The sequence below is a fragment of the Pseudomonas sp. MDT1-16 genome (assembly GCF_054898115.1).
On record NZ_CM142717.1, the window covers coordinates 3826331 to 3852413 of the forward strand.

Sequence of the window (26083 nt, forward strand, 5' to 3'; positions counted from 1 at the left end):
GCTCAAGCCTTCTCGACGAGCATTCGGCCGACCATTTCCATGTGCAACGCATGACAGAACCAGCTGCAGTAATACCAGTGCAACCCCGGCTTGTCGGCGACAAAGGTGATCGAGGACGTCTGCTGCGGGCTGATTTCCATGCTCACGCCGTGGTTAGTCATAACGAACCCGTGGCTCACGTCCTCCACCTTATCGATGTTGGTGATGGTCACGGTGACTTCATCACCCTGCTTGACAGTGAACTCCGTGACACCATAGACCGGGGCCATTGAGGTCATGTAGACGCGCACTTTCTTGCCGTCGTGGATGACCTTGTTGTCGGTCTCCAGCTTGATCCCGTCTTTGGTGGCGATCGCCACGGTCTCGGCGAAAAACGGATCGTCGCGGTCCCAGATCTTTTTGGTCCGAATCTGGTCACGACGGGCCATGACGCAATCGTGAGGTTCGGCGAAGGCCGGGCCGTCGTGCACCAATTTCATCTCGTCGCCGGAAATATCGATCAGCTGATCGTTTTCCGGGTGCAGCGGACCGGTCGACAGGAAACGGTCCTTGGAAAACTTGCTGAGCACCACCAGCCACTGGCCGTCAGCCTCACTGGTTTCGGTCAATGATGCATGGTTGTGGCCCGGCTGGTAATGCACATCGAGTTTCTGCTTGATGTAGTTGACCTTCTCGCCGGTGTAGGCGCGTACGGCTTCATCGACGTTCCATTTCACCACCTGACTGTCGATGAACAAGGTGGTGTAGGCGTTACCGCGACCATCGTAGGTGGTGTGGAGCGGCCCCAGCCCCAGTTCGGGCTCGCCGACCACCACGTCGCGCGGGTCTTTGAATTTGTCGTCGAACAGATCATCCAGCTTGGCGGTGGCGATGATCGTGCAGGTGGGCGAGAGTTTGCCGGCGGCGATGAAGTACTTGCCATCGGGCGACATATTGATCCCGTGAGGGTTCTTCGGCACCGGGATATAGCGCGTGAACTCGCTGTCCTTGCCCTCGCTTTTACGACCGTCGACCACCGGCGACTTGGCGTCACCCACCGTGATGAACTTGCCGGCCTTGATCGCCGCTTCGATGCGCTGGATGTTGAACACCACCACCCAGTCGCGTTCATTGCGCATCATGCCGCCCAGGTCATAGGCCCTCTCCGAGTTGTAGCAGGTAGAGGCCGCATACTTGCCGGTGTAATCGGCGTCGGTGTTATCGAGGTTGCCGTCGACGATGACCTGGAAGGCCATCTCCATTTTTTCGGCGTCAATGACGTTAAACATCGTGTAGCTGTTCTTGTCCTGCAGGTCGAAGGTGCTGCCGTCATTGGGGTGCGGAATGACGAACTCGGAATTGGCAAACACATATTGGGTGTGGGGCATTTTCTGCAGACGCAACCCGTGAATGGCCTGCACGTTCGGCACGGTGAGCATCTTGTCGCACTTCATGATGTCCAGACGGATACGCGCAACGCGGCTGTTGGCCTTGTCATTGATGAACAGGTACTTGCCGTCGTACTTGCCGTCGGTCATGGACAAATGCGGGTGGTGGCAATCGCCATTCTGGAAATGGGCGCTATCGCCCATGACCCGTTTGCTTTCGTTGGTCAGGCCCCAGCCGGTGGCGGAATCGACGTTGAACACCGGAACACGCAACAACTCGCGCATCGACGGAATGCCCATGATCCGCACTTCACCCTGATGGCCGCCGCTCCAGAAACCGTAGTACTGATCCAGTTCGCCCGGCCCCACATGAATTTTCGACTGCGCGTCCTTGACCGCCGCGGCCCAGGACTCGCGGCTGAATACCGCGCTACCCAACGCCGTACCACCCGCCAGCGCAACGCCGGTCAGGGCTGAGACACCCAGAAAACCGCGTCGGTTAAGGCCTGCGCCATTCATTGCTTCATCATCGTTTTTCGACTTTTTATCGCTCATGGGTTTTGCTCCATCGGGGGCAGATATGAGTAAGCTCGGTCAATCGATGCTTGTTCCGGGTCAGGGCTCAAACACTTGCACAACCGGAATCAGGTCGGGGCTTTGAGGGAAAGGCGCTGGCTTGTCCCGCGTCTTGCGCTTGTTCTTGAGCACCAGTGGCGGGCACTTGTTTTCGTTGTGGTAGGTCATCTGGCAATCGAGGCAGTAATGGCACTCGTTGGCGTTGATGTGGCCATCCGGGTGGATCGCCTGGATCTCGCATTCCTTGGCGCACAGCTGGCAGGGCGTGCCGCATTCCTTGCGGCGTTTGAGCCAGTCGAACAGACGCAGCTTGCTGGGGATAGCCAGCGCGGCGCCCAACGGGCAGACGTAGCGGCAATAGACTTTGCGCGTGAAGATGTTGATGACCAGCAGCGCCACCGCGTAGGCCACGAACCACCACTGGCGATCGAACTTGAGGGTGATGGCGGTCTTGAACGGTTCCACCTCGGAAAATTGCTCGGCGGTGGTCATCGACTCCAGGGAGATGCCGAACAACACCAGCAGAATGATGTACTTCACGGCCCACAAGCGTTCATGCAACGCGAAGGGCAATTCAAATTGTGGAACTTTGAGTTTGCGCGAGGCTTCGTTGATCAGTTCCTGCAAGGCGCCGAAGGGGCATAACCAGCCACAGAACACGCCACGGCCCCAGAGCAGAATGCTGGCGGCGGTAAAGGTCCAGAGGATGAAAACAATCGGGTCCGTCAGAAACAGTTCCCAGCGGAAGTTCTCAAACAGGGCATGGGCGAAGGTCAGGACATTGACCACCGAAATCTGCCCCAGGGCATACCAGCCGATGAACACCACGGTGAAAACCAAATAGACGCGACGCAGCCAATGCAGGAAGCGCGGGTATTGGGTGAAGGTGTCCTGCAGGAACAAAATCACCATCAACACAGCAAGGGCCGTGCAAAGGATCCCGATCTGAAACGCTTTCTGGTACCAGATATTGACCCACGCCGGTCTGTTGGCAACCTCGATGGCGGCCAGTTCTTCGGCGCTGGGCGGTGGACGCAAAAGGTATTGTTCGGGCAGTTGGTACGACAGCTCGAAGCTACTGAACACGCCGTTGACCGCGCCGGTCTGGCGACGCACCAGTAACTCCATGGACCAAGGCGATCCTGGGTCAAACCGGGCCGGTTCGCGCACGATGAAAATCGACATTTCAGTAAACTCCGGCATGCCCTTGGCAAACACGTCGGAGAGCCGTTGATGGTCCATGTCGCGAAAGCTGATGACGTTGCCGAACTGGCGCAATTGCACCCGATCGAAAATCCCGCCGCGCACATAACCCGAACCTTTATAGGAATACAGGCCACGCCCCAGTACTGCGATGGCCTGCTCGCCGGGTTTGAGATCCTGCATAAGGAAACGGTACTGATTGTCACCCAGCAAATTGCGACCGATGGCTGGCGGGTTCAAATCGGCGGTGTAGAGCTCGATAAAGGTGTCATCAACTTGATCGACAGCGGCATTGTCGAGATCCTCGGCCTCCGTACCTTTGAAGGCGGCGTCGACCTGACCACGGGTCAAATTCAACCGGCGGATGGCGCCGTTGCCGGTCAGTTGCTCCCAGGTGGCGGGTTCGTAAAAGTCCTGGCGCACGGTGGCGGGCTTCTGTGCTGCGCCGCCCTTGTCCTCAATCAGTTTCAGCGATACGGCCACCTTGTGCGCAGCGCGCATGATGATCTCATTGACCACCATGACGGTTACCGTCGCTCCAGAAATACCGTCGACTGTCACCGCCTCTGGATCACTGGAGTGACCGACGACCACCCTTTGGCCGGCCTTGATCCCTTTATATTTGGCATCGAAGGCATGAAGCTTTTCCACGGGAATGCCGATCAGCAGAATCGGCTCATGGTGTTCCAGTACGTAGGCATCCTGGATGACACCGTGGGTATCGAGGATGACCTGCATGTTAATCGGCTTGCCCGAATAGGCCGGAATATCCACCACGTCCTGACTCTGGAACACATAACCGAGTAGCGTTTTTCCGGTGCTGATGGTGCGAACCTTGAACTCGCCCGTAGGCTCGGAAAGGTTATCGCTGTCAGGAAAGGGTTTTTCTATCCGCTGCTGCTCCAGTCCGCCGTACTCCTTCGCTTGTAATCCAAAACAGCCACAAAACAACATGACCAACAGAAGTATTTGCCCATATTTGAATGGGCGCAGGACACTGAACTTTGAACACGCAGGAATAATCATGGGTTCGCTGAGCGATTGATCTCTATTGGATGACCCGCAGGGAAACATTTACGCTCCGACGCCTCTTTATTGGACTTATTTCTTCAACACGCCTCCTTCGTCACGGACATAGCAAACATATTCCGCCACTCGCCTGCGAAAACTTTCAATATAAGATATCTCAAATAGTTCAATATAAATTTAACAGAGACCCAACAACGCCTTGTGCACAAACAATCACCCATCTACTCAATCCGTATTATTTCTGGCCACTTCAGGAGAATCTACGGCGCGATAATAATCCACCCTCTTCAACGAACATAGAGATCTAATAGCTATCGCCTACTGATTATTGCTTACAGCGAACATTGGAGAACGCCTGCAATGGGTCAAAGCGACCCTCTTCAGGCTATGAATAAGCACCAATCACCCACTTAACTTTTTCAAGCGCCTCACGCAGTGCGCCCATCTCCGCTGACCCCAGCGCCAAGCGGATCGCATGCGGTACATGAGCAGAAGTAGCAAAAGGCTCAGCGGTTGAAACCGCCACTTTTTCACGCATCAGCGCCGCGGCAATCTGGTCAGCTCTTGCATCTTCAGATAAAGGCAGCCAAAGAAAATACGACGACGGGTGACGAACGCACGCAAGCCCCATCAGCACTTCTGTGGCGATGGCTTGCCTGGCCTGCGCATCCCGGCGTTTTTCAGCTTCCAACTGCATGACCGTGCCATCGTCGAGCCACGTGCTCGTGATCGCCGTCAGCACGCCCGGGGTATTCCAGGTGGTCGCCCTGATCGTTCGCTCCAAGGCAGGCACTTTTTCGGCGGGGGCTGCGACGAAACCTACGCGCAATCCGGTGGCCACACTCTTGGAGAGCCCTGAAACGTAAACGGTCCGCTCGGGGGCGAGTTGCGCTAACGGTGCCGGCGGGTCCTCGGCAAGGAAGGCATAAGCGGCGTCCTCGATGATGAGCAAGTCATGCCGGCGCGCAATCGTCACCAGCGACTCGCGCTGATCGGCACTCATGACCCACCCCAGCGGATTGTGCAGCGTCGGCATCGTGTACACCGCCCGCACGCGGCGACGAAGGCACAGGCGGTCCAGTGCCTCCAGATCAGGTCCATGCTCGGTCACGGGAATGGGCACGATTTCAAGGTGCAAGGCTTCGGCCAGCACGATGAATCCTGAATAGGTCAGCGCATCCGCTGCAATCACATCACCGGGTTGCAGCAGCGCCATCATCGTCACGGCCAGTCCATGCTGAGCACCACTGACCACTAACACTTGCTCGGCATCCACCGTCAGTCCTCGGGCGAGCAAATGGCGCGCCACAGAGGCGCGCTCATGCGCACGCCCGGCGTGTGGCTGGTAGCGCAACAGCGACTCCAGATCACCGCCCGACGCGAGCTGGCGCAGCGCATTGCGCAAGAGTTCCGCCTGCCCTGGCAGCGAGGGGTAGTTGAAGTTGAGGTCGGTCATTCCGACGGCAACGTTTTTCTGGTCGATACCCAAGCCAGGCGGCAACGAAGTCTCCCTCACGAACGTTCCTCGCCCCGTCTCCCCACTGACCAGGCCCATGGCTTCGAGCTCTGCATAGACCCGAGTGGCGGTCACCAGCGCCAGCCCTTCTGTCGCTGCAAGCTGACGATGCGTTGGCAATCGCGTGCCCGGCAACAATCGTCCCGACCGGATGTCAGCCGCAAAAGCATCCACTAATGACTTGTACCGTGAGCGAGGCATGTCGAGATGTATCCATGACAATTTTTTGATTGTAGTGACCGTCGATCATACGATGGATCTCTGCAAATTGAGAGTGCCCTCACATGGAACGGATCCTGCAAAACCCAACGACGGAAAAGACCGCGAGCGGATGGCTCAACGGGTTCATCGGCGTGCTGATTTTCAGCGGCTCGCTGCCAGCCACACGGTTGGCCGTGCTGGAATTCGACCCGGTCTTCCTGACCGTTGCCCGAGCGGCGATTGCCGGGGTTCTGGCGCTTTGCATGCTTGTGCTGTTTAAAGAAAATCGTCCCGCCAAGCGTCAACTTCTGCCCCTGATGATCGTGGCGATGGGCGTTGTAGTCGGGTTTCCGCTGCTGACGGCGCTGGCGCTTCAGTACGTGACGTCGGCGCATTCCATCGTCTTCGTTGGCCTGTTGCCGCTCGCCACGGCGGTGTTCGGCGTATTGCGCGCAGGGGAGCGTCCACGGCCGGTGTTCTGGTTCTTCTCGGTCCTGGGAAGCGCGTTGGTCGTGGGGTTTGCGGTCTCTCAAGGCCTGACAGCTTCTGCGACAGGCGACATCCTCATGCTGCTGGCCATCCTCGCCTGCGGGCTGGGCTATGCCGAAGGTGCGAAGCTTTCCAGAACACTGGGTGGCTGGCAGGTGATCTCTTGGGCCTTGGTGCTGTCGCTGCCCGTCATGATCCCGCTGACCGGGTTATTGGCGCCTGCTTCGTTCTCGGGAATTACGACACCCGCGTGGATTAGCCTGGCTTACGTATCGATCTTCAGCATGCTGATCGGTTTCGTCTTCTGGTACCGCGGGCTTGCCCAAGGGGGGATTGCTGCCGTCGGCCAGCTTCAGCTGCTACAGCCGTTTTTTGGCTTGGCGCTGGCGGCCACGCTGCTTCACGAGCAGGTCAGCATTGGCATGCTGGGGGTTACCGTCGCGGTGATCCTTTGCGTTGCCGGGGCGCGAAAGTTTTCGAAGTGAACGGGCGCGACAAATAGATCCCTTGCGTTAGTGAACCTTGTGTTGAAGCGCCAGTCATAGCCGAGCCGTGAAATCCACTTGCCCGCTCAGAGCTGTCCATCCATGCGCCAAACCCTCCTGTCCTTTCGCGTTGCCTCGCTCTGTTTCATTCCTCTGTTTTCCCTGTTCGCCAACCCCGCCCACGCCGGTGCCGAAAGGCAATTGGTGGAAGCCATCAACGATTACCGCGCTCACCCCGATCGCTGCTCGGGGCGCGCGGGTCGAGCGTTATCGCCGCTGGCGTTGAAGTCGAACCTGGCCTTGCCGATCGGCTATGGCGGCGGATTGCGCGATAGATTGAAAGCGTCCGGCTATCAGGCGGTGACGGTGCGCACCCTACGTGTGGTCGGTGCGCGGGATGCCGATGAGGCCTTCGACATGCTTCAGAGCGATCACTGCGCGGCGTTGCTCGATACCCAGTTCGCCGACATTGGCGTCAGTCGCGCCCGGAGCGAGTGGCAGATCGTGCTGGCGCGGCCGGTGCTCGACAATCAGGTGGGCGATACGCGAGCGGTCAGCAAGGCGTTGCTGGCACAGGTCAATGCGGCACGTTCAACGCCACGCCTCTGCGGTCGTCAGCGCTTCGCCGCCGCACGGCCATTGGCCTGGAACGCAGCCTTGGGCGCTGCGGCGCAAGGGCACAGCAAAGCGATGGCCTACGGCAACTACTTTGCACACCAAGACCCCGACGGTGAGATGCCCGCGGACCGAGCGCGAGCTGCTGGTTTCCGTGGCCGGCAGATCGGCGAGAACATCGCTGCTGGTCAGGGTTCACCCGGCAAGGCAATGTCGGGTTGGCTGGCCAGTCCAGGGCATTGCGCCAACTTGATGAACCCGATGTTTACCCAGATGGGTGCGGCCTATGCAGCGGACGCACGCAGCGATGAGGGGGTTTACTGGACGATGTTGTTTGGGGCGCCTTGAGTGATTGAGCGGCGCCTTATTTGGGGCGCCGCACCGCCCTCACCTTTCCACTGCCACCGCCGCCGCAGAAGAACTGATCGCCACCGTCCGATTCAAGCCCCGACACCCCAACGCCGGCCGGCAGCTTCACGCTCTCCAGCACCTCGCCGGTCTTCGCATGAACATGGCGTAACTCACTCTCATCGCCTTCCCACGTACCATGCCACAGCTGCCCATCGACCCAGGTCACCCCGGTGACGAAGCGGTTGGATTCGATAGTGCGAAGAATCGCGCCGGTCTCGGGATCGATCTGATGAATCTTGCGATCCTGATACTCACCAACCCACAACGTCCCTTCCGCCCACGTCAGCCCTGAGTCACTGCCGCCAGGCGCCGGGATAGTCGCGAGTACACGGCCGGTCTGCGGGTCAATTTTGTGGATGCGGTCGTCGGCGATCTGGAACAGGTGCTGGCCGTCGAAGGCGGTGCCGGCATGGGCAGCGACGTCGATTGAACGCAGTGTCTTGCCACTCGATGGGTCCAGGGCATTGAGTTTGTCGCCGGTTGCAAACCAGACGTGCTGGCCGTCCCAGGTGACGCCATGCACCTTGTTGACACCGGCAAAGGGTCCATATTCGCGAAGGATTTGAGCGGCTGACTGTTTCATGTTGGCTTCCTCGTCACGGGTGGGTGGCGTTCATCCTAGTCACCCGGCAGTGGCACCGGGAGTAACAAGGTCGTCGCGAAACCTGGCACCGGCGGGGTCATCCAGCGACGTGCCCGGCCGCGACCGAACGACTGCACCTTGCCCGCGCAGGCCAGTTCGTCGAGTGCCCGTTGCACCGTCCGCTGGCTGGCGCCAACGGCCAGTGCCAGGGCGGAGCTCGACCACGATTCACCGTCGGCGAGGAAGGCGAACACCCCCGCATGTTTCTCTTCGACGGGTTGCGCCAGCACCACAACGTCGGAGGCAACCAGCGAAATCAGCGTAAAACCACGTTGGGTTGCAGTGACGCCGGCCAAGGGTTTAAGCGCCGCACGCAGCCGCCCGACTTCGACCCTCAACCGCGCGCGAAGGGACTCATCGGCGAGCTTCAAACGAAAGGCCCGGGCAATCAGCGTTTCCCTCGACACGTCAGCCGGCCAGGCTTCGGCCAGTGCCCGTGCGAGGGCGAACAATACCGGTCGTGTGGCGAGGGAAACCGACATGCCGGCGCCACGCACGACGTAGCGACACGCGTCCACGACCAGCGACGTTGACCCGAGCAGCGCTTCAACCTCATCCAGCAACAGAGGCCGTTCTTCGCCACGGGCAATCAGCCGCGCGACAGGCGTGTTCAGGGCAAGGACAGCGTTTTCCACCTCGGCTGTCAGCGCAGGAATACCGGCATCGTGTGCGGCGTGCTCGGCCCTGGAGAGTGCTGATCGCGCCTTCTGTGTCTCGAGTCGCCGCATCGCGACCCCCGCTACGACCAGTGCGTGGGCGGCGCGTAATGCCGGCGGTAATGGCGCGGGGTCAAGCTCAGCGAGCAGTACGTCGGCCTCATCGAGATGCCCGATCAGCAGCAAACGCCGAATCTGCAGATACCGCGCATGAGCGGCGTTCACTCGATCGCCGTGCGCCTCAAGCGTTACCCGCGCCGAGTCGAGTGCCTTCACCGACCAGCCCAATTCCCGGGAGGCCAGCGCGATTTCGGCTTCAGCGACCACACACCGCGCCCGAGCCAAGGCCTCCTTCGGACCGAAGGCCCGTGCTGCTTTCTGCACCAGCGCCTTGGCCCGAGCCAGATCGCCGAGTTGCGCCATCGCGATACCGCGCAACGCCAGCGCCGGCGCATCGTCGCGCAACGCGACCCGGTTCAGCGCGCCAAGCGGATCGCCCGCTGCCAGCGCCTGTGCTGCAGCCGTGATCAGCGAGTCCATCTGAATCCCGCCACCGTTGTCACTCCCACCGTCGGATGTTCGGTGTTTAGTCTAATTCACGATCTTCCACCAGGCTCTTCCAGAAGCGCTCGCAACTCTTGTTTCTCAGCACGACGGGGCACGCTTTATCTACGCAAAGGGGATTTCCATACTGTTCGCTTCGGTAAGTAACCGCATGTTTATCAGCGCCACCCGGCGCCCGTCCGGCGCCAACCGCTCCTCAACCCCATACGGCACAAACCCAAGCTGCGGATACAAAAGCAGCCCCGCCGTATTCTCGTTGAAGCACGACAGCTGCACCTCACGTGCCCGATGACGTTCAAACGCCAGCCCCACCATCGTCTGCACCAAGAACTTCGCGACCCCTTTCCCCCGAGCCTTGGGCGACACGATCACATTGCCGATCGCGCAAACGCCATCGCGCTCAAAGGTATAAAAATTCGCGAAACCCATAACAGAACCATCCTCCTCAACCACCGTTGAATCGGAACGTTGAGCAATCGATGCCTGCAGTTGATATTCCGTCAGCGGGTATTGCGCCTTCGGGAACATAAAAAACAGTTCTTGGGGATTTTGAGGAAAGTCGCAAATTGCCAGAACATCTTCAGCGCTGACGGGGCGATGGGTCAGGTGCATGGTTTGGATCCATCCAAGTGTCGGTGTGACAGATTACTTTTTGCGGGTGATGGATAGAAGCGTGGGATCAACTTCCTTTTCTGTTTCGCGCCGCTCATGTCCATTTTTTGCGACCAACGGCTAGAATGACCCGTCATTCCCGCTGGTTCGAATCGATATCCGTCTAGTCCGGTAGTTTCAGCTTGCCCATTGAGTGTTGTTCATAGACATAGCAGCGCACTACAAACAATTGCTTACAAAATCGAAAATCATTAAACCCGATTTTGTACTAGCGAATGTTAACTTGAGCGCTTTATCGGGCCATGAGATGCCAAAGCCTTAATTATGCGCATCAAACTTCCCAGCATTCCTGCCCTCGGTGCATACCTTGCACTTTCCTGCCTGTTTGCGGCCGCGTGGTTCGTCAATCCGTCCAATACGCACTCTTCCTTTGCCCTGATCAGTCCAGTGATGGCAGTGGCCGGCCAAGTGGCCAAGCCCATCTATACCAGCCGTTTCGCCTCGTCCGGGCTGGTGGATTTCGTGCATTCCTCGGCGGTCACCGCCTTGCCCGACGGCAGCCTGATGACGGTCTGGTTCGCCGGCTCCCGCGAAGGCGCAGCCGATGTGCAGGTGCGCTCCGCCCGTTACGACTCGAAAACCGGCGAATGGGGGGCTGAACAGGTATTGGCGACTCGGGATTCGACCCAGCAGGGCACTCGAAAATACATTCGCAAACTGGGCAATCCGGTGGTTGCACTCGCGCCGGATAATCGCCTGTGGTTGTTCTACGTGTCCGTGTCCATGGGTGGCTGGGCCGGTAGCGCGGTGAATGTGATGGTTTCAGACGACTTTGGTGAACATTGGTCCGCTCCTCGTCAGTTGATCACTTCACCCTTTCTGAACATCAGCACCCTGGTCCGGTCGGCACCGGTGTTTCATGCCGACGGCTCCATCGGTTTACCGGTCTACCACGAGTTTCTGGGCAAGTTTGCCGAGTACCTCTACTTGAGCGCAGACGGCGATGTGATCGACAAATTCCGCATCAGCTATGGCAAGAATTCATTGCAACCCGCGGTGGTTCCTCTGGACGGGCAGCGCGGCATCGCCTTGCTGCGCTATGCCGGCAACACCCACCACCGTGTTCTGGCGACCCGCACTGAAGATGCCGGACAAACCTGGAGTGAGCCCTATCCGCTCGACCCTTCGAACCCCAATTCCTCGCTGGCAGCCGTCGCAACGCCCGAACATGGGTTGCTGGTAGCGCTCAACGACCTGCAGGAGGGGCGCTTCAAGCTGAGTCTGTATGGGACCGACGCAAAAATGGACGATTGGCGCTCGTTGCGGGACCTGGACAAGTCACCTGATCCAGAGGGCGCTCCGTTTTCACCCGAGGCCTACAAGGAAATCATCGGTAAAGAGTTCCGCGGTTCCAGTGGTGCGCTTCGCCAACCACTGGAGGCGCAGTTCCTGGATAACCTCGACACCCGTGTCTGTAAAAGCCAAGGGTGTGAATTCGAATATGAATACCCTTACTTCATCCGCAGTCCCGACGGTATGTATCACTTGGTTTATTCCTGGAACAACACCTTCATCAAGCACGTCACCTTCAACGATGCCTGGCTCAACGAGCGTCTCAAATGATCAGCCTGTGGCAAGCCCATGCCAGCTTCGCAATGATCATCTTCCTGGTGCTGCCTGCTTTCGGCTTGCCCAGGACCTCGCGGATCGCACTGTTGGCCGCGTTGTTGGCCGCCAGTTTCATACCGCTGGGCGGGTTGTCGCTGGCCGCGTACCTGCGCAGCTACATTGATGACCTGGCGATCACCTCCATGGTGTTCATGGCGTGGGGCTGCTTGCGTCGGCTGGACCTCCTGCCACCTGCGCGGGGTAAAACCAGCGTATTGATCCTCTTCGCCGCGATGGCCCTGGTGCTGTACCCGGCAACCCTGGGCATGAGTGATCTGGACCCTTATCGGTTTGGCTACAGCCCGCGCCCCCTGTTGATTTTCATCGCCGCGCTCACACTGGGCCTGTTTTACCTGCGCAACGGCCTGGCCGTCGTAATGCTGGCCAGCGCGACCCTGGCGTTCATCGCCGGGATAAAGCCTTCGCAAAACTATTGGGATTACCTGATTGATCCGCTGCTGGGTCTGTATTGCTGCGTGGCATTGCTGATGCTTGCCATGCGCTGGGCGTATCGCCGGGCAATCGAGCGGCGCGGTGCAATGGGCGACGTACCCAAATCCGTTTGAGATTTAACGACTTTATTAACAGGGGAACATGGATGGGTTGGCTGCAATCGAGACGTTTGCATTACTGGCTGGGCGCGACAGCGATTACGTTTGCGCTGTTTGCACTGCTCAGGGTGGTGTTCTTCTTCGGCTTTTCCGGTTTCGACGCCAACGCCCTGATCGGCGGAAATGCTGTCCTGGAAACCTTGGGGATCGGCTTTCGCTTCGATCTGCGCCTGGCCATCCTGGTGATGTTGCCGTTGGCGTTGCTGGCCTGGATTCCTCGTTGGAACCTGATCGGCAGCCGCCTGCTTCGCCGGATCGCACGCGTGTATCTGCTCGTTGCCCTGAGCGTCCTGCTGCTGATTTACATCATCGACTTTGGCCATTACGCCTACCTGGGCGTGCGAATCAACGCCACCGTGCTGCGCTTCATCGAGGATGCGCAAATATCCCGCGATATGGTCTGGCAGACTTACCCGGTTATCTGGATTTCACTGGGTTGGCTGGCAACGGTCGCGCTGGTGACACGGGCTCTGGTGCGTCTGGAGCGCGTAACGCTGGACCGCCCGCGCAAAGCCATTCACCCGCTCTCTGCGACATGGGGCGGCGCGTTGATGGTCGTGGTGGTGCTGCTGGGCATTTTAGGTCGCGTTGAAAACATGAACCTTGAAAACCCGGTCCCGTTGCGCTGGAGCGATGCGTTCTTCTCGGGCAGTAACCAGGTTGCCGCGTTGGGCCTGAACCCGGTGTTGTTCCTCTACGACACGGTCAAAGTCGGCCAGTCACGCTATGACGAAGCGCAGGTGCGCGAACACTATCCGGTGATGGCCAACTACCTGGGGGTGGACAAGCCCGACCGGCAAACCCTTGATTTCGTACGTCACCAGGCGCCACAACCTTACAAAATACCGGGCTCCCGGCCGCCGAACGTGATGTTCGTCATGCTTGAATCGCTGGGCACCAGCGCCGTCGGGGCCTACGGCAACCCGATCAATCCGACGCCCAATATTGATCGCCTGGCCACGCAAAGCTGGTTCTTCGAGCACTTTTATGTGCCGGTGACGGGGACCGCAAAAACTGTCTGGGCCAGCATCAGCGGGGTGCCTGACGTCACCCGCCAGGAAACCGCGACGCGTAATCCGCTGATCACCAAGCAAAACACACTGATCAACGCCTTCACCGATTACGAGAAGATCTACACCATCGGCGGCAACTCCGGTTGGGCCAACATGAATGCCTTGATTCGGCAAAGCATCGACGGCGTTCGTTTGTTCGAAGAACGGGACTGGAAATCTCCGGTGGTGGATGTCTGGGGAATTTCAGACTTGGATCTGTTCAAGGAAACCGACCAGATCCTGCAAGCGCTGCCCAAGGACAAACCGTTCTTTGCGTATGTACAGACGGCTGGCAATCACCGTCCTTTCACAATTCCCAAGAGCAACGATGGATTCGAGGTCAAGCACCCTACCCTGGCGGAAGTCCAGGCCGCAGGGTCGCGCAGTGTCGAGCAGTACAACGCCGTGCGCTTGCTGGACTTCAATCTCGGACGCTTGATGGAAATCGCCAAAGCGGGCGGCTACTACGAAAACACCATTTTCGTGCTGTTTGGCGACCATAACACCCGTATCGCCCAGATCCCTTTCCTGGCACCGGCCTACGAGCAACTGGGCCTGGAAAGCAACGCGGTGCCGATGATCATCCACGCGCCGGGCTTGCTCGGGACGCGCAAGGTCAAAGAAGCGGTCGGCCTGGTGGACTTGCTGCCGACCGTGGCGGGCATGGCCGGCCTTGAGTTTCGCAACAGCGGCATGGGCCGTGATATCCAGCAGCCAGCGCCCGAGGGTGAGCGTGTGGTACCGCTGGTATTACGTGAGGGCACGTTCCCGCTGATTGCCGGCGTTACTCAACACTACATGGTGCAGATGGAGCACGACGGCAGCTCGCCAACTCTCCATGACCTGGCCTCACCGACGCCACTGGACAACGTCGCCGAGAAAAACCCTGAAGAGTTCAAACGCCTGTCACAGCTGACCCGCGCCATGCATGAAACCTCAAGGTTGATGCTGTACCAGAACGTGCGAAAGTAACGGCTTCCCCCGCGTCTATGCTGCAAATAGACGCGCCCCCCCCAGATGCCGGTAAAAGACTCTGCCTATCGCGACCCAATACTCCACCTATTAGCTGACTTCCCAACTGGGGTCTAACCTTACTCGAGCGCTGGCACCCTAGCCGGCCGGTCAAGAGCTGATAAGGAGATAGGAATGGGTCAGAAGCCTGACTAAACCTGCCGTAGGCCACCGTGCAGGCAACTCGATTGCCACTGTTCAGAATTCCCGTGTGATCAAAACAATCAGTTGATCAAACTGCTGGCCCTGCAGCCTGTGTCATTGGTTTCGCTCGTTGCTATTTAAACGCCCACGCTGGGCCGGATAGCCGGATGAACACGACCAAAGGTAGCTCACACATGGCAAATGAATCGAAATGCCCGTTCAATCACGCCGCTGGCGGTGGCACGACGAACCGCGACTGGTGGCCGAACCAACTGAATCTGAAGATACTCCATCAGCACTCGTCCCTGTCCGATCCCATGGACGAGGATTTCAACTACACCGAAGCCTTCAAAACCCTGGACTTTGAAGCGGTCAAAAGAGACCTGACGGCGTTGATGACCGATTCGCAAGACTGGTGGCCGGCGGACTTCGGTCACTACGGGCCGCTCTTCATTCGCATGGCCTGGCACGCCGCCGGTACCTACCGCACCGGTGACGGCCGTGGTGGCGCCGGTTCCGGCCAGCAGCGCTTTGCGCCGCTCAACAGTTGGCCGGACAACGTCAGCCTCGACAAGGCGCGCCGGCTGCTCTGGCCGATCAAACAAAAATATGGCCGTAACATCTCCTGGGCTGACCTGATCGTCCTCACCGGCAACGTCGCGCTGGAGTCCATGGGCTTCAAGACCTTTGGCTATTCCGGCGGTCGTCCGGACGTATGGGAACCGGATGAGGATGTTTACTGGGGCTCGGAAAACAAGTGGCTGGGTGGCGACACCCGCTATGGCAAAGAAAATGAGCCCATGCAAGAGCCCGGCGAAGGCCCACTCGTTGCTGAGCCTGGAGAAAATGAGGAGAGCCGTACCGAGCAAGGGCGCAACCTGGAAAACCCGCTTGCTGCGGTGCAAATGGGCCTGATCTATGTGAACCCTGAAGGCCCGGAAGGCAACCCGGACCCGGTTGCCGCCGGGAAAGACATCCGCGAGACCTTCGCACGCATGGCGATGAATGACGAAGAAACCGTGGCACTGATTGCCGGCGGCCACGCCTTCGGCAAGACCCACGGCGCCGGACCTGCCGACAATGTCGGCGCCGAGCCCGAAGCCGCAGGCCTGGAACAACAAGGATTTGGCTGGAAGAACAGCTTCGGCACCGGCAAAGGGCCGGACACCATCACCAGCGGCCTGGAAGTCACCTGGACCACCACGCCCACCCGGTGGAGCAACAACTATCTGGAGAACCTGTTCGGCTTCGAGTGGGAACTGAGCAAAAGCCCCGCGGGTGCGAATCAGTGGATAGCGAAAAACGGCGCCGGTGCCGGCATCATTCCAGACGCTCACGACCCTTCCAAGCGTCGTAATCCGACCATGCTGACCACGGACCTGTCGCTGCGATTCGACCCGATCTATGAACCGATTTCGCGGCGTTTCCTGGAAAATCCGGACCAATTGGCCGACGCATTCGCCCGCGCCTGGTTCAAGCTGATCCACCGAGACATGGGCCCCCTCTCCCGCTACCTCGGCCCGGAAATGCCGAGCGAAGAACTGCTGTGGCAAGACCCGATTCCAGCGGTCGACCATGCCCTGGTCAACGACAGTGACGTGGCCGCACTCAAGAGCAAATTGCTTGCTTCTGGCCTGTCGGTCTCGCAGCTTGTATCAACTGCCTGGGCGGCGGCTTCCACCTTCCGTGGCTCCGACAAACGCGGCGGTGCCAACGGTGGGCGTTTGCGTCTGGCCCCGCAAAAGTTCTGGCAGGCCAACCAGCCTGAGCAACTGGCGAACGTGCTGGCGAAACTCGAGAGCATTCAGAGCGAGTTCAACAATAGCGGCAAGAAGATCTCGCTGGCAGACCTGATCGTGCTGGCTGGTAATGCTGGCGTTGAACAGGCGGCAAAAAATGCCGGCCACAGCGTGACGGTTGCGTTCACACCGGGACGGATGGACGCCTCCCAGGAACAGACGGATGTGGAGTCGTTCGGCTTCCTCGAACCCATCGCCGATGGCTTCCGTAACTACCTCAAAGGCAGATACAGCGTACCGGCCGAGCAGCTGTTGATCGACAAGGCGCAACTGCTGACACTCACCGCGCCAGAAATGACCGCGCTCATTGGCGGCATGCGCGTGCTGAACACCAACGTCGGGCAAACCAGACACGGTGTGTTCACGCTGCAGCCGGAAGCGTTGACCAACGACTTCTTCAAGAACCTGCTGGATATGAGCGTGGAATGGAAACCGGTCTCGGAGGCTAATGAGGCGTTCGAAGGGCGCGATCGCAAAACCGGCGAAGTGAAGTGGACAGGCACCCGTGTCGACCTCGTCTTCGGCTCACATGCGCAGTTGCGAGCGTTGGCTGAAGTCTATGCAACCGCTGATGCGAAGGAAAAGTTTGTTAAAGACTTCGTGGCTGCCTGGACCAAGGTGATGAACCTGGATCGCTTCGATCTTAAGTAACGCGAGCGGTAGTGCTGAAACTGCAACGCCTCCCAATGGGGAGGTGTTGTGCTTTTTGCTGATTGGAGGAAGTGACTAAACGGGAGAAATCGTGGCAAGGGCACCGATCAAAATGGTCAACACCAGAAATCCACCCAGGAAAATTGCCATCTTGCCCATTGGGCCTCCTACGTTATGAGTTTGCAGTACAGCGGTTGCCGCAACTGCGGAGCATGCTGTCATTGTGAGCCGCCGCCTGTGTGCGTTACAGATGCAGGTAGCAAAGGAAAATACGGATCAGAACAAAACCCGCCCACGTAAAAGCCCGCTGACCATCACTGGTTCAGCGGGCTTTTTACTGCGCGGCCTACTCCTCGAAGCGCCCCGTCACGTCACGATCGCGCTCGTATCGTCTCGTGAGCGGAAACGATGGTAACCAACACTCGCGACGGACGATCCAGCTTTCGTAGGTTGGCATCAGCTGGTCAGGGGCATCCAAGGACCCCAGGTTCACTTCGATTTCGTCGGCGGTGCGCGCGAAAATGGACGAGCCGCAGCGAGGACAGAAAAACCGCCCGGCATAGTCGCGTGTTTCACCAGTGATCGTCACCGCACTCTGAGGGAACACCGCGGAGGCGTGAAAAAGGGCCCCATGATGCTTGCGGCAGTCGAGACAGTGACAAACGCCGACCCGGTATGGGCGTCCCGAAGCCTCAATTCGGACGTCGCCGCACAGGCAACCGCCCGTGAATCGTTCCATACTGCGTCTCCTCTAAAATCAAGCGGTCGGAATGTTTGCAACGCACAGCCGGTTTTCCCGAGTGACGACCTCGCAAAGGCCATTGTCGGTGATTATGACGCAGGTAAAGCGTTACCGATAAGGTCCGATCCACCAGCACATGTCCTATCCTTCCATCCAACCCACAACTGCGGAGATCGAAATGCCCGCCTCCGAATCTACCCTCCTCCAAAGTTGGCACCACAACGCCCAATCCTGGATCGAAGCCATTCGCACCGGCACCATCGAAAGTCGCCTCAAGGTCACCGACCAGGCAATCCTGCTGGCGGTACTAAGCCGCCAGCCCGAGCGTGTGCTCGACCTGGGTTGCGGCGAGGGCTGGCTGTTGCGTGCGCTGGCTGAACGGGCCATCAAAGCGGTCGGTGTGGATGGCGATGCGACGCTGGTCGAGGCGGCGCGGGCGGCGGGCTCTTCTCAGGTGCATTTGGCAAGCTATGAAGCGTTGGTGGAGGCGAAGGTGGACATCGGCAGCGCCTACGACCTGATCTGCGCCAACTTCGCTCTGCTGCACCAGGACATCATCCCTCTGCTCGCCGCCATGAACGCCCTGCTCGCCCCTGGCGGCGCGCTGGTAATCCAGACACTGCATCCATGGACCTCGGCGGCGGGCGACTATCAGGATGGTTGGCGGGAAGAGACCTTCGCTGGGTTCAAGGGGCAGTGGCAACCCATGCCGTGGTACTTGCGCACCTTGTCCAGTTGGCTCACTGCGCTGGACATGGCCGGTTTTCGGCTGGCCAGCCTGCAGGAGCCGCAGCACCCGCAAAGCCCTGCGCCGCAGTCGTTGCTGTTGGTGGCCGAGCAACGGGGGTGAGCCCCACACCCGGTTATTCACGCCCCTGGCCGACTTTTCTAGGCGGCCGTCATGATGGGAACAGGTCCAGTGTGCGCTCAAGCTCTTGAATGTCGATTTTAAAGCCATCGCCCTCTGGCGCTCCGACCACAAAGCCAAAATTCTGGTGGTCGCGATCCGTCAGGTACTTGAAGTAGCTGACGAAACGGTTCGGTGGCTGCAGTGCCAGCAACGAACCACCCGGCTGCAGTACATTGACACCGTGTACTAACTGGCTCCCTTCGACCCCAACCACGGTCTGCGCCCCGGCACACGTCGCCACTATGGTCGGGACATCGGTTTTCAAAGGATCGATGATGCGAAACCCCCTACTCTTGTGCAGATGCTCAGCGAGCTCAATTTCATTGCGCAAAAAGCGCAAGTCACCGTCGCCACCCCGGAGAATGAACACGCCAGGGTGAGACTCATAGCTCACGTGCGACAGTAGCTTTTCACCCATGGTACGGAAACGTAAATGCCTGCTTCGATTGTTGCTCAGATCGTCGAATAGCACGAGTTCATGAAAAAACGCACCGTTCAAGCGAACCGGTTTCATGCCAAACCAGTCCTCATACGCGAGGGCCTGAGTAAATAGGGGAAACCTGGCGGATGGCGCGGTGGTGACCGGGACGCCTTCGTCGCAGGCCAACGAATAGGTCGGGCAGTCTTCCATCAACCATGTGCCAAACCATGTATTTCCATTTTGCGTACAGTAGACGGCCCCGCGCTCGATCTCGTTTTCCACGAGAATTCGCGGAAACATACCCGGTTTGAGAGACAACCACAGACTTGCATTGTCCTTGTAGAGCGCGCCATCGATCAGCCAGACATCCTTGACCAAGTAGCCACGTGTCGGGCCTTGTACCACGTCACCCAGCCCTTCCATGGTGCGAGCGGGATGCTCGTAAGGATAAAAGCGCTTCGCCTCCCATCCTGTCACACGTTCCATTTGACCAGGCAGGAAGATAGCCGGCGGCGAATGCGATATCCCACCCGGCGCAATATCCCAGCTTTTCACCGCCAGGCTTTTCAAGTTGATCTCCGCCTTCCGTGCCAGTCTTTTTCTCGCCATATTCCTGTAGGCGGCAAGGGTCCATTTTTTTCGATTGCCAGCAGTCGCAGTGCTTATTTCCGAGACATCGCTTTCCATGAAAAGTCCTCCCTGCGGGACAGGGTCAATAGTCAGGCGCGAAGCGCTGTAATTTCAGTTCTGAAAATGGCTCAGCTGGAGGCAATCCTTTGCATGATGGGTGGGGTCTGCAGACTGGCATAGCGACTGCGCAAGGTTTCGAGGAACTGTTCGCCAGAGCTCTGTGCGCAATAGAGATAAATTTTGTGCAGCCCGCCAAAGACCATTTCATGATAGCGGCTGGCGACCTCCTCATCGCTTGGCCCGTCCGGTAAGCCAAGGTGGAGGGTCATTTCCTTCCCTTCGACAGCGAATAGCGGCGTGTCCCAGAGGAATTTGGCTGTACCTGTCTTGGGCAGCCGGACAAACATATAAGCGTGGTTTCCCAAGGAATCAATATCACCGCCGCGCCTTCTTTTCCATTTCAGAAGTCCGTCATCCGGCCGTGCCACGCAAAGACCGATGTCGTAATAATCGAAGCCATTATCGATCGCCCATTCAAGCGCCATGAAAGTGGTGATCGAATTGACTTCGCGCAGTCTTTTGGCATCTGAAAAAATCGCCTCGGTATAGCCGAAACGTAGTGTGCTCCAGTAGCGCTTTGCGCCCCGGGTTATTACGCAGCCAAGGTGGCACGCAACAACTTCGTCCTCCAGCATAATCAAGTCGAGCCGGCCCACAGTCTTGGCTATCCTCAACACCTCCTGCGTGGCAAATTGCGCAGCGTGGGTGCCTTGCCTTGCCGTGGCATAAGGTCGAAGCATTTCCCTGTCTGCCTTTTCAATGTCTTCATCCTGCAGCGTCTGAATCATTCGGTAGCGCGGTCGGTTCTTGCGTATATTTCGCCGCAACTCGCTATCGTATTTTGTGGTGATCTCCTCGATGGAACGCCCCAGTGGTACGACGGCACTCAGATACAAGGGTACATACAAGGCCCCCGAGGTCGGCATTTCACTGACCACTACCACATGATTCGACGCGGCAGGTTCCGCTTCGCCGTCGGCCATAGGGGTATTCCCTTGGGACTTCCCCCCAATGAGAAGCTTCGCCATCTCCCGCTGCTTTTTCCTTCCGATATAGAGGAATTCGTAAGGACTTTCGCTCTGCAGTCTGAACCTGACTATCTCCCAGCGCCAGAAACACGCACGTCCAAGGATGTCTCGCAACCAATTTGAAGTATTTCTTATCTCATACCGCATCGAAGGAGAAATGAGTTTTCGGATAACTGCCGCCAAGTTCCCTTTCATTTCTTCGTCATCCTTCGAGTTTTCTGGTGGTAGATCAGAAAACGATCCACGCGGAACTTCAAGAGGCGGGCTTAAACCTTATTATGAAAGACATATTTGATGAGGCGATGCTCTGATGTTCCGTAACAGTAAAGATACGAGGCAGAGGCTTTGCAAGCGACGTACGGAGGGCATCAGTCGTATATTTTATGACGAAATATTTCCTATCAGAGCCGGTCGAGCTGGGGCTCCATGTTGAAACGTGAGCGAGCACCCTGCTGGTTCCGACCTGATTTTCTACCGTGACGATGGAGCTGATGATTCAGCAGTGGAGGCCACTTCAGTTAATCGAGAATGTCGGGGTTGCTGGTGTCGCCCGCGTGAATGATCCGTTCACAACCCTGCAGGGCATCTACGCTTGGGGACACGAGATCCAGACCATCACCCCTCTGCTCTGCCCATTTGCGGTTGATTGCAGTTAAAAAATCGAGTCATTAAGGCGTATAACCTTTCAAGTGAATTGCGAACTGCACGCCGCTAGCGCATGGCTTACACCACACACGGGGTAGCGACATGACCACAGCACACATCCTTGGCAACCTGTTTCCCGACTCCACCGACATACCGGAAAAATACCGCCTCGACGGCCAGACCGAACAGCGTGAATACCTGGTCGACGGCGAGCTGAAAACCTGGTCCGGGCCCCTCGCCCAAGTCCGCAGCCCGGTGTACCTGACCGGTGAAAATGGCGATGAACAAGTGATTCTTGGCAGCACGCCACTGCTCGATGCCGACACTGCATTGACCGCCCTCGACGCCGCCGTCCGCGCCTATGACCGAGGCCAGGGTTTATGGCCGACGATGCGCGTGGCCGAGCGCATCCAGCACGTCGAAGCCTTCCTGGGGCGCATGCGTGAACAGCGCGAAGCCGTGGTCAAGCTGCTGATGTGGGAAATCGGCAAGAACCTCAAGGACTCGGAAAAAGAGTTCGACCGCACCTGCGACTACATCGTCGACACCATCAACGCGCTCAAGGAGCTCGACCGCCGCTCCAGCCGCTTCGAACTGGAACAGGACACCCTCGGCCAGATCCGCCGCGTGCCGCTGGGTGTGGCGTTGTGCATGGGACCTTACAACTACCCGCTGAACGAAACCTTCACCACGCTGATCCCGGCGCTGATCATGGGCAATACCGTGGTGTTCAAACCGGCCAAGCTGGGCGTGCTGTTGATTCGTCCGCTGCTGGAAGCATTTCGCGACAGCTTCCCGGCCGGGGTGATCAATGTGATCTACGGCAGTGGCCGCGAGACCGTCAGCGCGCTGATGGCCAGCGGCAAGATTGATATCTTTGCATTCATTGGCACCAACAAGGCCGCCAGCGACCTGAAAAAACTCCATCCAAAACCGCACCGCTTGCGCGCGGCGTTGGGCCTGGACGCGAAAAACCCCGGCATCGTGCTGCCGGAGGTGGATCTGGACAACGCGGTCAGCGAAGCGCTCACCGGCTCACTGTCGTTCAATGGTCAGCGCTGCACCGCGCTGAAAATCCTCTTCGTCCATGAAGACGTAGTCGACGCTTTCATCGAGAAATTCAACGCCAAACTCGCCAGTCTCAAACCCGGCATGCCGTGGGACAGCGGCGTGGCGCTGACACCCTTGCCGGAAGCGAGCAAGGTCGATTACCTGCACTCGCTGGTCGCGGATGCCGTCGGCAAAGGCGCCACCGTGGTCAACCCCAACGGCGGTGAAGCCCGCGCTTCGTTCTTCTACCCGGCCGTGCTGTACCCGGTGACGCCGCAGATGCGCATCTATCAGGAAGAACAGTTCGGCCCGGTCGTCCCGATCGTGCCTTACCGGCATCTGGACACGGTGATCGATTACGTCCTGGAATCGGACTTCGGCCAGCAGCTGAGTATCTTCGGCACCAACCCGGTGGCGGTCGGCCGACTGGTGGACACCTTCGCCAACCAGGTCGGGCGGATCAACCTCAACGCCCAGTGCCAGCGCGGCCCGGATACCTTCCCGTTCAACGGCCGCAAGAACTCCGCCGAAGGCACGCTGTCGGTGCATGATGCGCTGCGGGTGTTTTCGATCCGCACACTGGTGGCGACCAAGTTCCAGGAAACCAACAAAGAACTCATCAGCGAGATCATCAGCGGACGCAGTTCGAGTTTCCTGACCACCGATTACATCTTCTGAGGAGACCGAGCCTGAGCACATTCAGAGCCAATCGACTGCCACCGCTATTGCGCCGACTGCTGCGTCCATTGCTGGACCCGTATCGGCGCTATCGCCACGCCAGAGTGATCCACGCGGTGCGCGTGTCGCTGGGGTTGCTGGCAACAATCCTGCTGACCACCGGCATCCACCTGCCCCACGGTGAGTGGGCGTCGGTGACGATGCTGGTGGTGATTGGCGGTTTGCAGCATCACGGCAACATCGGCAAAAAAGCCGCCGAGCGCGCCATCGGCACCTTGATCGGAGCCGGCGTCGGCTTGCTGCTGGTGGCGCAACAGGCCTGGCTCGGAATGCCGTGGCTGACCTATTTCGCGATGGCGGTGGTCTGTGGGGTCTTCTCATACCACGCCATTGGCAAGGGCGGTTACACCGCGTTGCTCTCGGCGATTACCGTGTTTATCGTCGCGGGGCATGGCGACAATCCAATCACCGACGGGTTGTGGCGTGGTGTGGACATCCTGATCGGCATCGCCCTGGCCCTGGCATTTTCGTTCGCCCTGCCGCTCTACGCAGTTTATTCCTGGCGCTATAACCTGGCCGATGCATTACGCGACTGTGCAACGATCTACGGGCGCATCATCAATGGCCAGTCGGTCACCGATGACGAACACCATAAGCTCGTGGGCCGCCTCAACACGGTGATGGTGCAACTGCGCTCATTGATGCCGTCGGTGTCCAAGGAAGTGCGGATCTCCATGACTGAACTCGATGCCATTCAGCGCCACTTGCGAATGTGTGTCAGCACCCTGGAAATCCTCGGCAACATCCGACCGGATGCCAGTGACGCGGACGCCATGGCCCATTTGCAATCGGCTTTGAAAGCCGAACATCGGTTGATCCGGGTGCAACTGATCGGTATGGCCCGGGCGCTGAAATCCGGTGCGTCCCAGCGGATTAATCGGCCTGTCGAACTGCCATCGGATTCAAGACTGGCCGCACCGGTTTACAGTCCTCTGGATGGTTACCGGTTATTGGTCCGACAGTTGGCCAGCAACATCGGCGAGATGCGCCAGCGACTGGCCAAGACTGCGCCGCGATGGAACATCTGACGCCGGTTTATTGCGTTGCCGCTCGACGAAACTTTAGGCTCCAGCCTTGTTGCATGCCGGCAGCGGCCAACAGAATCGCGGCGACACCGATCCATTGCAGCGGCTCCAGGCGATGGCCGAAAGCGAACCAGTCGACGAAAATCGCCGCAATCGGGTAGATGAATGACAGCGCACCGGTCAGCGCCGTCGGTAGTTTTTGAATCGCGCCGTAGAGCAGCACGTACATCACGCCGGTGTGGACGATGCCCAGGGTTACCAGACTCGCCCACGCGCTCGGCGCTTGCGGCACTGCCGAAAAGTGCGCGAATGGCGCCAATAACAGCACGCCGGTGAGCACCTGAATCAACGCGATCAGATGCGGCGGTGTGCCGGTCAGGCGTTTGATGATCAACGCGGCAATCGCGTAAAGGAATGCCGCCCCCAGCGCCAGAGCGATGCCCATCAGGTAATCATTGCCGCTCTCGCCCTGCCCGCCATGAGCGCTGACAATCGCCAGCATCCCGAGAAACGAGATGCCTAGCCAGAACAGTTTCTGTAGGGTGATTTTCTCGTTGAGGAACAACGCGGCCAACCCCACCAGCATGAACGGTTGAACGTTGTATACCGCCGTGCCGATGGCAATCGAGGCACGGGAGTAAGAAGCAAACAACAGCACCCAGTTGCCGACAATCGCCACGCCGCTGAGCACGGCGAGCAAGAACGTGGTGCGAGTCAAAATGCCCGGGCGCAGGAAGCCGAATGCCGCGCAGATCAGCAACAACGTGCCGGCGCCGAACACGCAGCGCCAGAACACCACGTCCAGCACCGGTTGCCCGGACACCAGCACGAACCAGCCGATGGTCCCGGAAATCAACATGGCGGCGGTCATTTCGAATGACCCGTGACGTACTGTTTTGTCCATCATAAGACTCCTGTGTTTGAGCCCAAAGTATGCCAATCCGCCGGGGGGGTTCTCCAGCGCAAAAAGCAGGCTAAACTCGGCATCTGCCTTTTTTATCAAGGTGGTTTGAATCAATTGCCTAACAGGGGTTTCGCCATGACCGACGATATCGACCAAGTGCTGATCACGGCCTTGATGGAAGACTCACGCCGCTCGCTCAAGGCCCTGGCGCAAATCAGCGGCCTGTCCTCGCCCAGCGTCGCCGAGCGCCTGCGCCGCCTCGAAGAGCGTGGTGTGCTTAAAGGCTATACCGTCGAGATCGACCCAAAATGCTTCGGTTATCAACTTCAGGCGATCATCCGCATTCGGCCGCTGCCGGGCCAGTTGCAGGAAGTGGAGCGGCAGATCCAGGCCATCCCTGAATTCACCGAGTGCGACAAGGTTACTGGCGACGACTGTTTCATCGCCCGTCTGCATGTGCGTTCGATGGAGCAACTGGACACCCTGCTCGACCGCCTCAACACCCACGCCGAAACCAACACGGCGATCGTCAAGAAAACCCCGGTCAAACGCCGGTTGCCACCGATGGCGTGAGCCTTTACTCAAATCGCAGACAAGAAAAAACCCGCCGAAGCGGGTTTTTTCCTC

At 58.6% G+C, this 26083-nt stretch carries 21 protein-coding genes; 11 read left to right on the top strand and 10 right to left on the bottom strand.

Annotated elements, in window-relative coordinates:
• Nucleotides 1-2: 2 nt before the first annotated feature.
• From nosZ to ACYZT3_RS17480, 3 genes are all read right to left on the bottom strand, one after another.
• Nucleotides 3-1922 carry a TAT-dependent nitrous-oxide reductase gene (gene nosZ / locus ACYZT3_RS17470; protein WP_462030371.1) on the bottom strand — a complete coding sequence of 640 codons (1920 nt, stop codon included), beginning with the start codon at nucleotides 1920-1922 and terminating at the stop codon, nucleotides 3-5.
• Nucleotides 1923-1982: 60 nt separating this feature from the next.
• Nucleotides 1983-4100 (bottom strand): transcriptional regulator NosR, encoded by a 2118-nt coding sequence (nosR, locus tag ACYZT3_RS17475; RefSeq protein ID WP_462032391.1) that lies wholly within the window; start codon nucleotides 4098-4100, stop codon nucleotides 1983-1985.
• 460 nt (nucleotides 4101-4560) lie between these two features.
• Entirely contained in the window at nucleotides 4561-5892 is a 1332-nt protein-coding gene (locus tag ACYZT3_RS17480) for an aminotransferase-like domain-containing protein (RefSeq protein WP_282382722.1), read from the bottom strand.
• Nucleotides 5893-5975: 83 nt separating this feature from the next.
• Between ACYZT3_RS17480 and ACYZT3_RS17485 the strand changes: the two genes are divergently transcribed.
• Nucleotides 5976-6866 carry a DMT family transporter gene (locus ACYZT3_RS17485; RefSeq protein WP_462030372.1) on the top strand — a complete coding sequence of 297 codons (891 nt, stop codon included), beginning with the start codon at nucleotides 5976-5978 and terminating at the stop codon, nucleotides 6864-6866.
• 102 nt (nucleotides 6867-6968) lie between these two features.
• Complete coding sequence (locus tag ACYZT3_RS17490) at nucleotides 6969-7829, top strand: CAP domain-containing protein (RefSeq protein ID WP_461979167.1); 861 nt, start codon at nucleotides 6969-6971, stop codon at nucleotides 7827-7829.
• A 16-nt stretch (nucleotides 7830-7845) separates the two neighbouring features.
• Here the strand turns inward: ACYZT3_RS17490 and ACYZT3_RS17495 are convergent, their stop codons facing one another.
• From ACYZT3_RS17495 to ACYZT3_RS17505, 3 genes are all read right to left on the bottom strand, one after another.
• Nucleotides 7846-8475 carry a Vgb family protein gene (locus ACYZT3_RS17495; protein ID WP_462030373.1) on the bottom strand — a complete coding sequence of 210 codons (630 nt, stop codon included), beginning with the start codon at nucleotides 8473-8475 and terminating at the stop codon, nucleotides 7846-7848.
• 35 nt (nucleotides 8476-8510) lie between these two features.
• Nucleotides 8511-9731 carry a helix-turn-helix domain-containing protein gene (locus tag ACYZT3_RS17500; RefSeq protein WP_462030374.1) on the bottom strand — a complete coding sequence of 407 codons (1221 nt, stop codon included), beginning with the start codon at nucleotides 9729-9731 and terminating at the stop codon, nucleotides 8511-8513.
• Between the two features lie 129 nt (nucleotides 9732-9860).
• A complete protein-coding gene (locus ACYZT3_RS17505) occupies nucleotides 9861-10367 on the bottom strand; it encodes a GNAT family N-acetyltransferase (RefSeq protein ID WP_462030375.1) in 507 nt (168 codons plus the stop codon).
• A 324-nt stretch (nucleotides 10368-10691) separates the two neighbouring features.
• Between ACYZT3_RS17505 and ACYZT3_RS17510 the strand changes: the two genes are divergently transcribed.
• The 4 genes from ACYZT3_RS17510 (at nucleotide 10692) to katG (ending at nucleotide 17303) form a co-directional block, all read left to right on the top strand.
• Nucleotides 10692-11990 carry a sialidase family protein gene (locus tag ACYZT3_RS17510; RefSeq protein WP_282382741.1) on the top strand — a complete coding sequence of 433 codons (1299 nt, stop codon included), beginning with the start codon at nucleotides 10692-10694 and terminating at the stop codon, nucleotides 11988-11990.
• The gene (locus tag ACYZT3_RS17515; RefSeq protein ID WP_282382744.1) at nucleotides 11987-12601 is read left to right on the top strand and encodes a hypothetical protein; all 615 of its coding nucleotides are present in this window, start codon (nucleotides 11987-11989) and stop codon (nucleotides 12599-12601) included. Before ACYZT3_RS17510 ends, ACYZT3_RS17515 begins: the two co-directional genes overlap by 4 nt.
• A 32-nt stretch (nucleotides 12602-12633) precedes the next feature.
• Nucleotides 12634-14670: an LTA synthase family protein gene (locus ACYZT3_RS17520; protein ID WP_462030376.1), complete on the top strand. Its 2037-nt coding sequence runs from the start codon at nucleotides 12634-12636 to the stop codon at nucleotides 14668-14670.
• Nucleotides 14671-15047: 377 nt separating this feature from the next.
• Nucleotides 15048-17303, top strand: coding sequence for a catalase/peroxidase HPI (gene katG, locus ACYZT3_RS17525; protein ID WP_282382747.1), 2256 nt, complete (start codon nucleotides 15048-15050; stop codon nucleotides 17301-17303).
• A gap of 346 nt (nucleotides 17304-17649) precedes the next feature.
• Here the strand turns inward: katG and ACYZT3_RS17530 are convergent, their stop codons facing one another.
• Nucleotides 17650-18042, bottom strand: coding sequence for a GFA family protein (locus ACYZT3_RS17530; RefSeq protein WP_282382749.1), 393 nt, complete (start codon nucleotides 18040-18042; stop codon nucleotides 17650-17652).
• Between the two features lie 181 nt (nucleotides 18043-18223).
• Here ACYZT3_RS17530 and ACYZT3_RS17535 point away from each other — a divergent pair, with 181 nt between their 5' ends.
• The gene (locus ACYZT3_RS17535) at nucleotides 18224-18895 is read left to right on the top strand and encodes a class I SAM-dependent methyltransferase (protein WP_462030377.1); all 672 of its coding nucleotides are present in this window, start codon (nucleotides 18224-18226) and stop codon (nucleotides 18893-18895) included.
• A 49-nt stretch (nucleotides 18896-18944) separates the two neighbouring features.
• Here ACYZT3_RS17535 and ACYZT3_RS17540 read toward each other — a convergent pair whose 3' ends face one another.
• Entirely contained in the window at nucleotides 18945-20063 is a 1119-nt protein-coding gene (locus tag ACYZT3_RS17540) for a glycosyltransferase 61 family protein (protein ID WP_462030378.1), read from the bottom strand.
• A gap of 71 nt (nucleotides 20064-20134) precedes the next feature.
• Nucleotides 20135-21289, bottom strand: a complete 1155-nt coding sequence (locus ACYZT3_RS17545) for a GNAT family protein (protein ID WP_282382757.1) — start codon at nucleotides 21287-21289, stop codon at nucleotides 20135-20137.
• Between the two features lie 241 nt (nucleotides 21290-21530).
• Here ACYZT3_RS17545 and ACYZT3_RS17550 point away from each other — a divergent pair, with 241 nt between their 5' ends.
• The 3 genes from ACYZT3_RS17550 to ACYZT3_RS17560 all read left to right on the top strand — a co-directional run bounded on the left by ACYZT3_RS17550 (nucleotide 21531) and on the right by ACYZT3_RS17560 (nucleotide 24555).
• A complete protein-coding gene (locus ACYZT3_RS17550; protein ID WP_462030379.1) occupies nucleotides 21531-21656 on the top strand; it encodes a bacteriocin immunity protein in 126 nt (41 codons plus the stop codon).
• Nucleotides 21657-21841: 185 nt separating this feature from the next.
• On the top strand, nucleotides 21842-23467 hold the full coding sequence (locus tag ACYZT3_RS17555) for an NADP-dependent glyceraldehyde-3-phosphate dehydrogenase (RefSeq protein WP_282382759.1): 1626 nt from the start codon (nucleotides 21842-21844) through the stop codon (nucleotides 23465-23467).
• A gap of 68 nt (nucleotides 23468-23535) precedes the next feature.
• Complete coding sequence (locus ACYZT3_RS17560) at nucleotides 23536-24555, top strand: FUSC family protein (RefSeq protein ID WP_282382790.1); 1020 nt, start codon at nucleotides 23536-23538, stop codon at nucleotides 24553-24555.
• A 7-nt stretch (nucleotides 24556-24562) separates the two neighbouring features.
• Here the strand turns inward: ACYZT3_RS17560 and ACYZT3_RS17565 are convergent, their stop codons facing one another.
• Nucleotides 24563-25456: a DMT family transporter gene (locus tag ACYZT3_RS17565; protein WP_282382761.1), complete on the bottom strand. Its 894-nt coding sequence runs from the start codon at nucleotides 25454-25456 to the stop codon at nucleotides 24563-24565.
• Between the two features lie 135 nt (nucleotides 25457-25591).
• Here ACYZT3_RS17565 and ACYZT3_RS17570 point away from each other — a divergent pair, with 135 nt between their 5' ends.
• Nucleotides 25592-26029, top strand: a complete 438-nt coding sequence (locus ACYZT3_RS17570) for an Lrp/AsnC family transcriptional regulator (RefSeq protein ID WP_282382763.1) — start codon at nucleotides 25592-25594, stop codon at nucleotides 26027-26029.
• Nucleotides 26030-26083 lie beyond the last annotated feature (54 nt).

Coding starts and splice junctions, on each gene's coding strand:
- nosZ (WP_462030371.1), bottom strand. CDS start 1,922: ATGAGCGATAAAAAGTCGAAAAACGATGATGAAGCAATGAATGGCGCA.
- ACYZT3_RS17545 (WP_282382757.1), bottom strand. CDS start 21,289: ATGAAAGGGAACTTGGCGGCAGTTATCCGAAAACTCATTTCTCCTTCG.
- ACYZT3_RS17535 (WP_462030377.1), top strand. CDS start 18,224: ATGCCCGCCTCCGAATCTACCCTCCTCCAAAGTTGGCACCACAACGCC.
- ACYZT3_RS17510 (WP_282382741.1), top strand. CDS start 10,692: ATGCGCATCAAACTTCCCAGCATTCCTGCCCTCGGTGCATACCTTGCA.
- ACYZT3_RS17485 (WP_462030372.1), top strand. CDS start 5,976: ATGGAACGGATCCTGCAAAACCCAACGACGGAAAAGACCGCGAGCGGA.
- ACYZT3_RS17520 (WP_462030376.1), top strand. CDS start 12,634: ATGGGTTGGCTGCAATCGAGACGTTTGCATTACTGGCTGGGCGCGACA.
- ACYZT3_RS17480 (WP_282382722.1), bottom strand. CDS start 5,892: ATGCCTCGCTCACGGTACAAGTCATTAGTGGATGCTTTTGCGGCTGAC.
- ACYZT3_RS17515 (WP_282382744.1), top strand. CDS start 11,987: ATGATCAGCCTGTGGCAAGCCCATGCCAGCTTCGCAATGATCATCTTC.
- ACYZT3_RS17565 (WP_282382761.1), bottom strand. CDS start 25,456: ATGGACAAAACAGTACGTCACGGGTCATTCGAAATGACCGCCGCCATG.
- katG (WP_282382747.1), top strand. CDS start 15,048: ATGGCAAATGAATCGAAATGCCCGTTCAATCACGCCGCTGGCGGTGGC.
- ACYZT3_RS17505 (WP_462030375.1), bottom strand. CDS start 10,367: ATGCACCTGACCCATCGCCCCGTCAGCGCTGAAGATGTTCTGGCAATT.
- ACYZT3_RS17555 (WP_282382759.1), top strand. CDS start 21,842: ATGACCACAGCACACATCCTTGGCAACCTGTTTCCCGACTCCACCGAC.
- ACYZT3_RS17495 (WP_462030373.1), bottom strand. CDS start 8,475: ATGAAACAGTCAGCCGCTCAAATCCTTCGCGAATATGGACCCTTTGCC.
- nosR (WP_462032391.1), bottom strand. CDS start 4,100: ATGTTGTTTTGTGGCTGTTTTGGATTACAAGCGAAGGAGTACGGCGGA.
- ACYZT3_RS17540 (WP_462030378.1), bottom strand. CDS start 20,063: ATGGAAAGCGATGTCTCGGAAATAAGCACTGCGACTGCTGGCAATCGA.
- ACYZT3_RS17530 (WP_282382749.1), bottom strand. CDS start 18,042: ATGGAACGATTCACGGGCGGTTGCCTGTGCGGCGACGTCCGAATTGAG.
- ACYZT3_RS17570 (WP_282382763.1), top strand. CDS start 25,592: ATGACCGACGATATCGACCAAGTGCTGATCACGGCCTTGATGGAAGAC.
- ACYZT3_RS17490 (WP_461979167.1), top strand. CDS start 6,969: ATGCGCCAAACCCTCCTGTCCTTTCGCGTTGCCTCGCTCTGTTTCATT.
- ACYZT3_RS17500 (WP_462030374.1), bottom strand. CDS start 9,731: ATGGACTCGCTGATCACGGCTGCAGCACAGGCGCTGGCAGCGGGCGAT.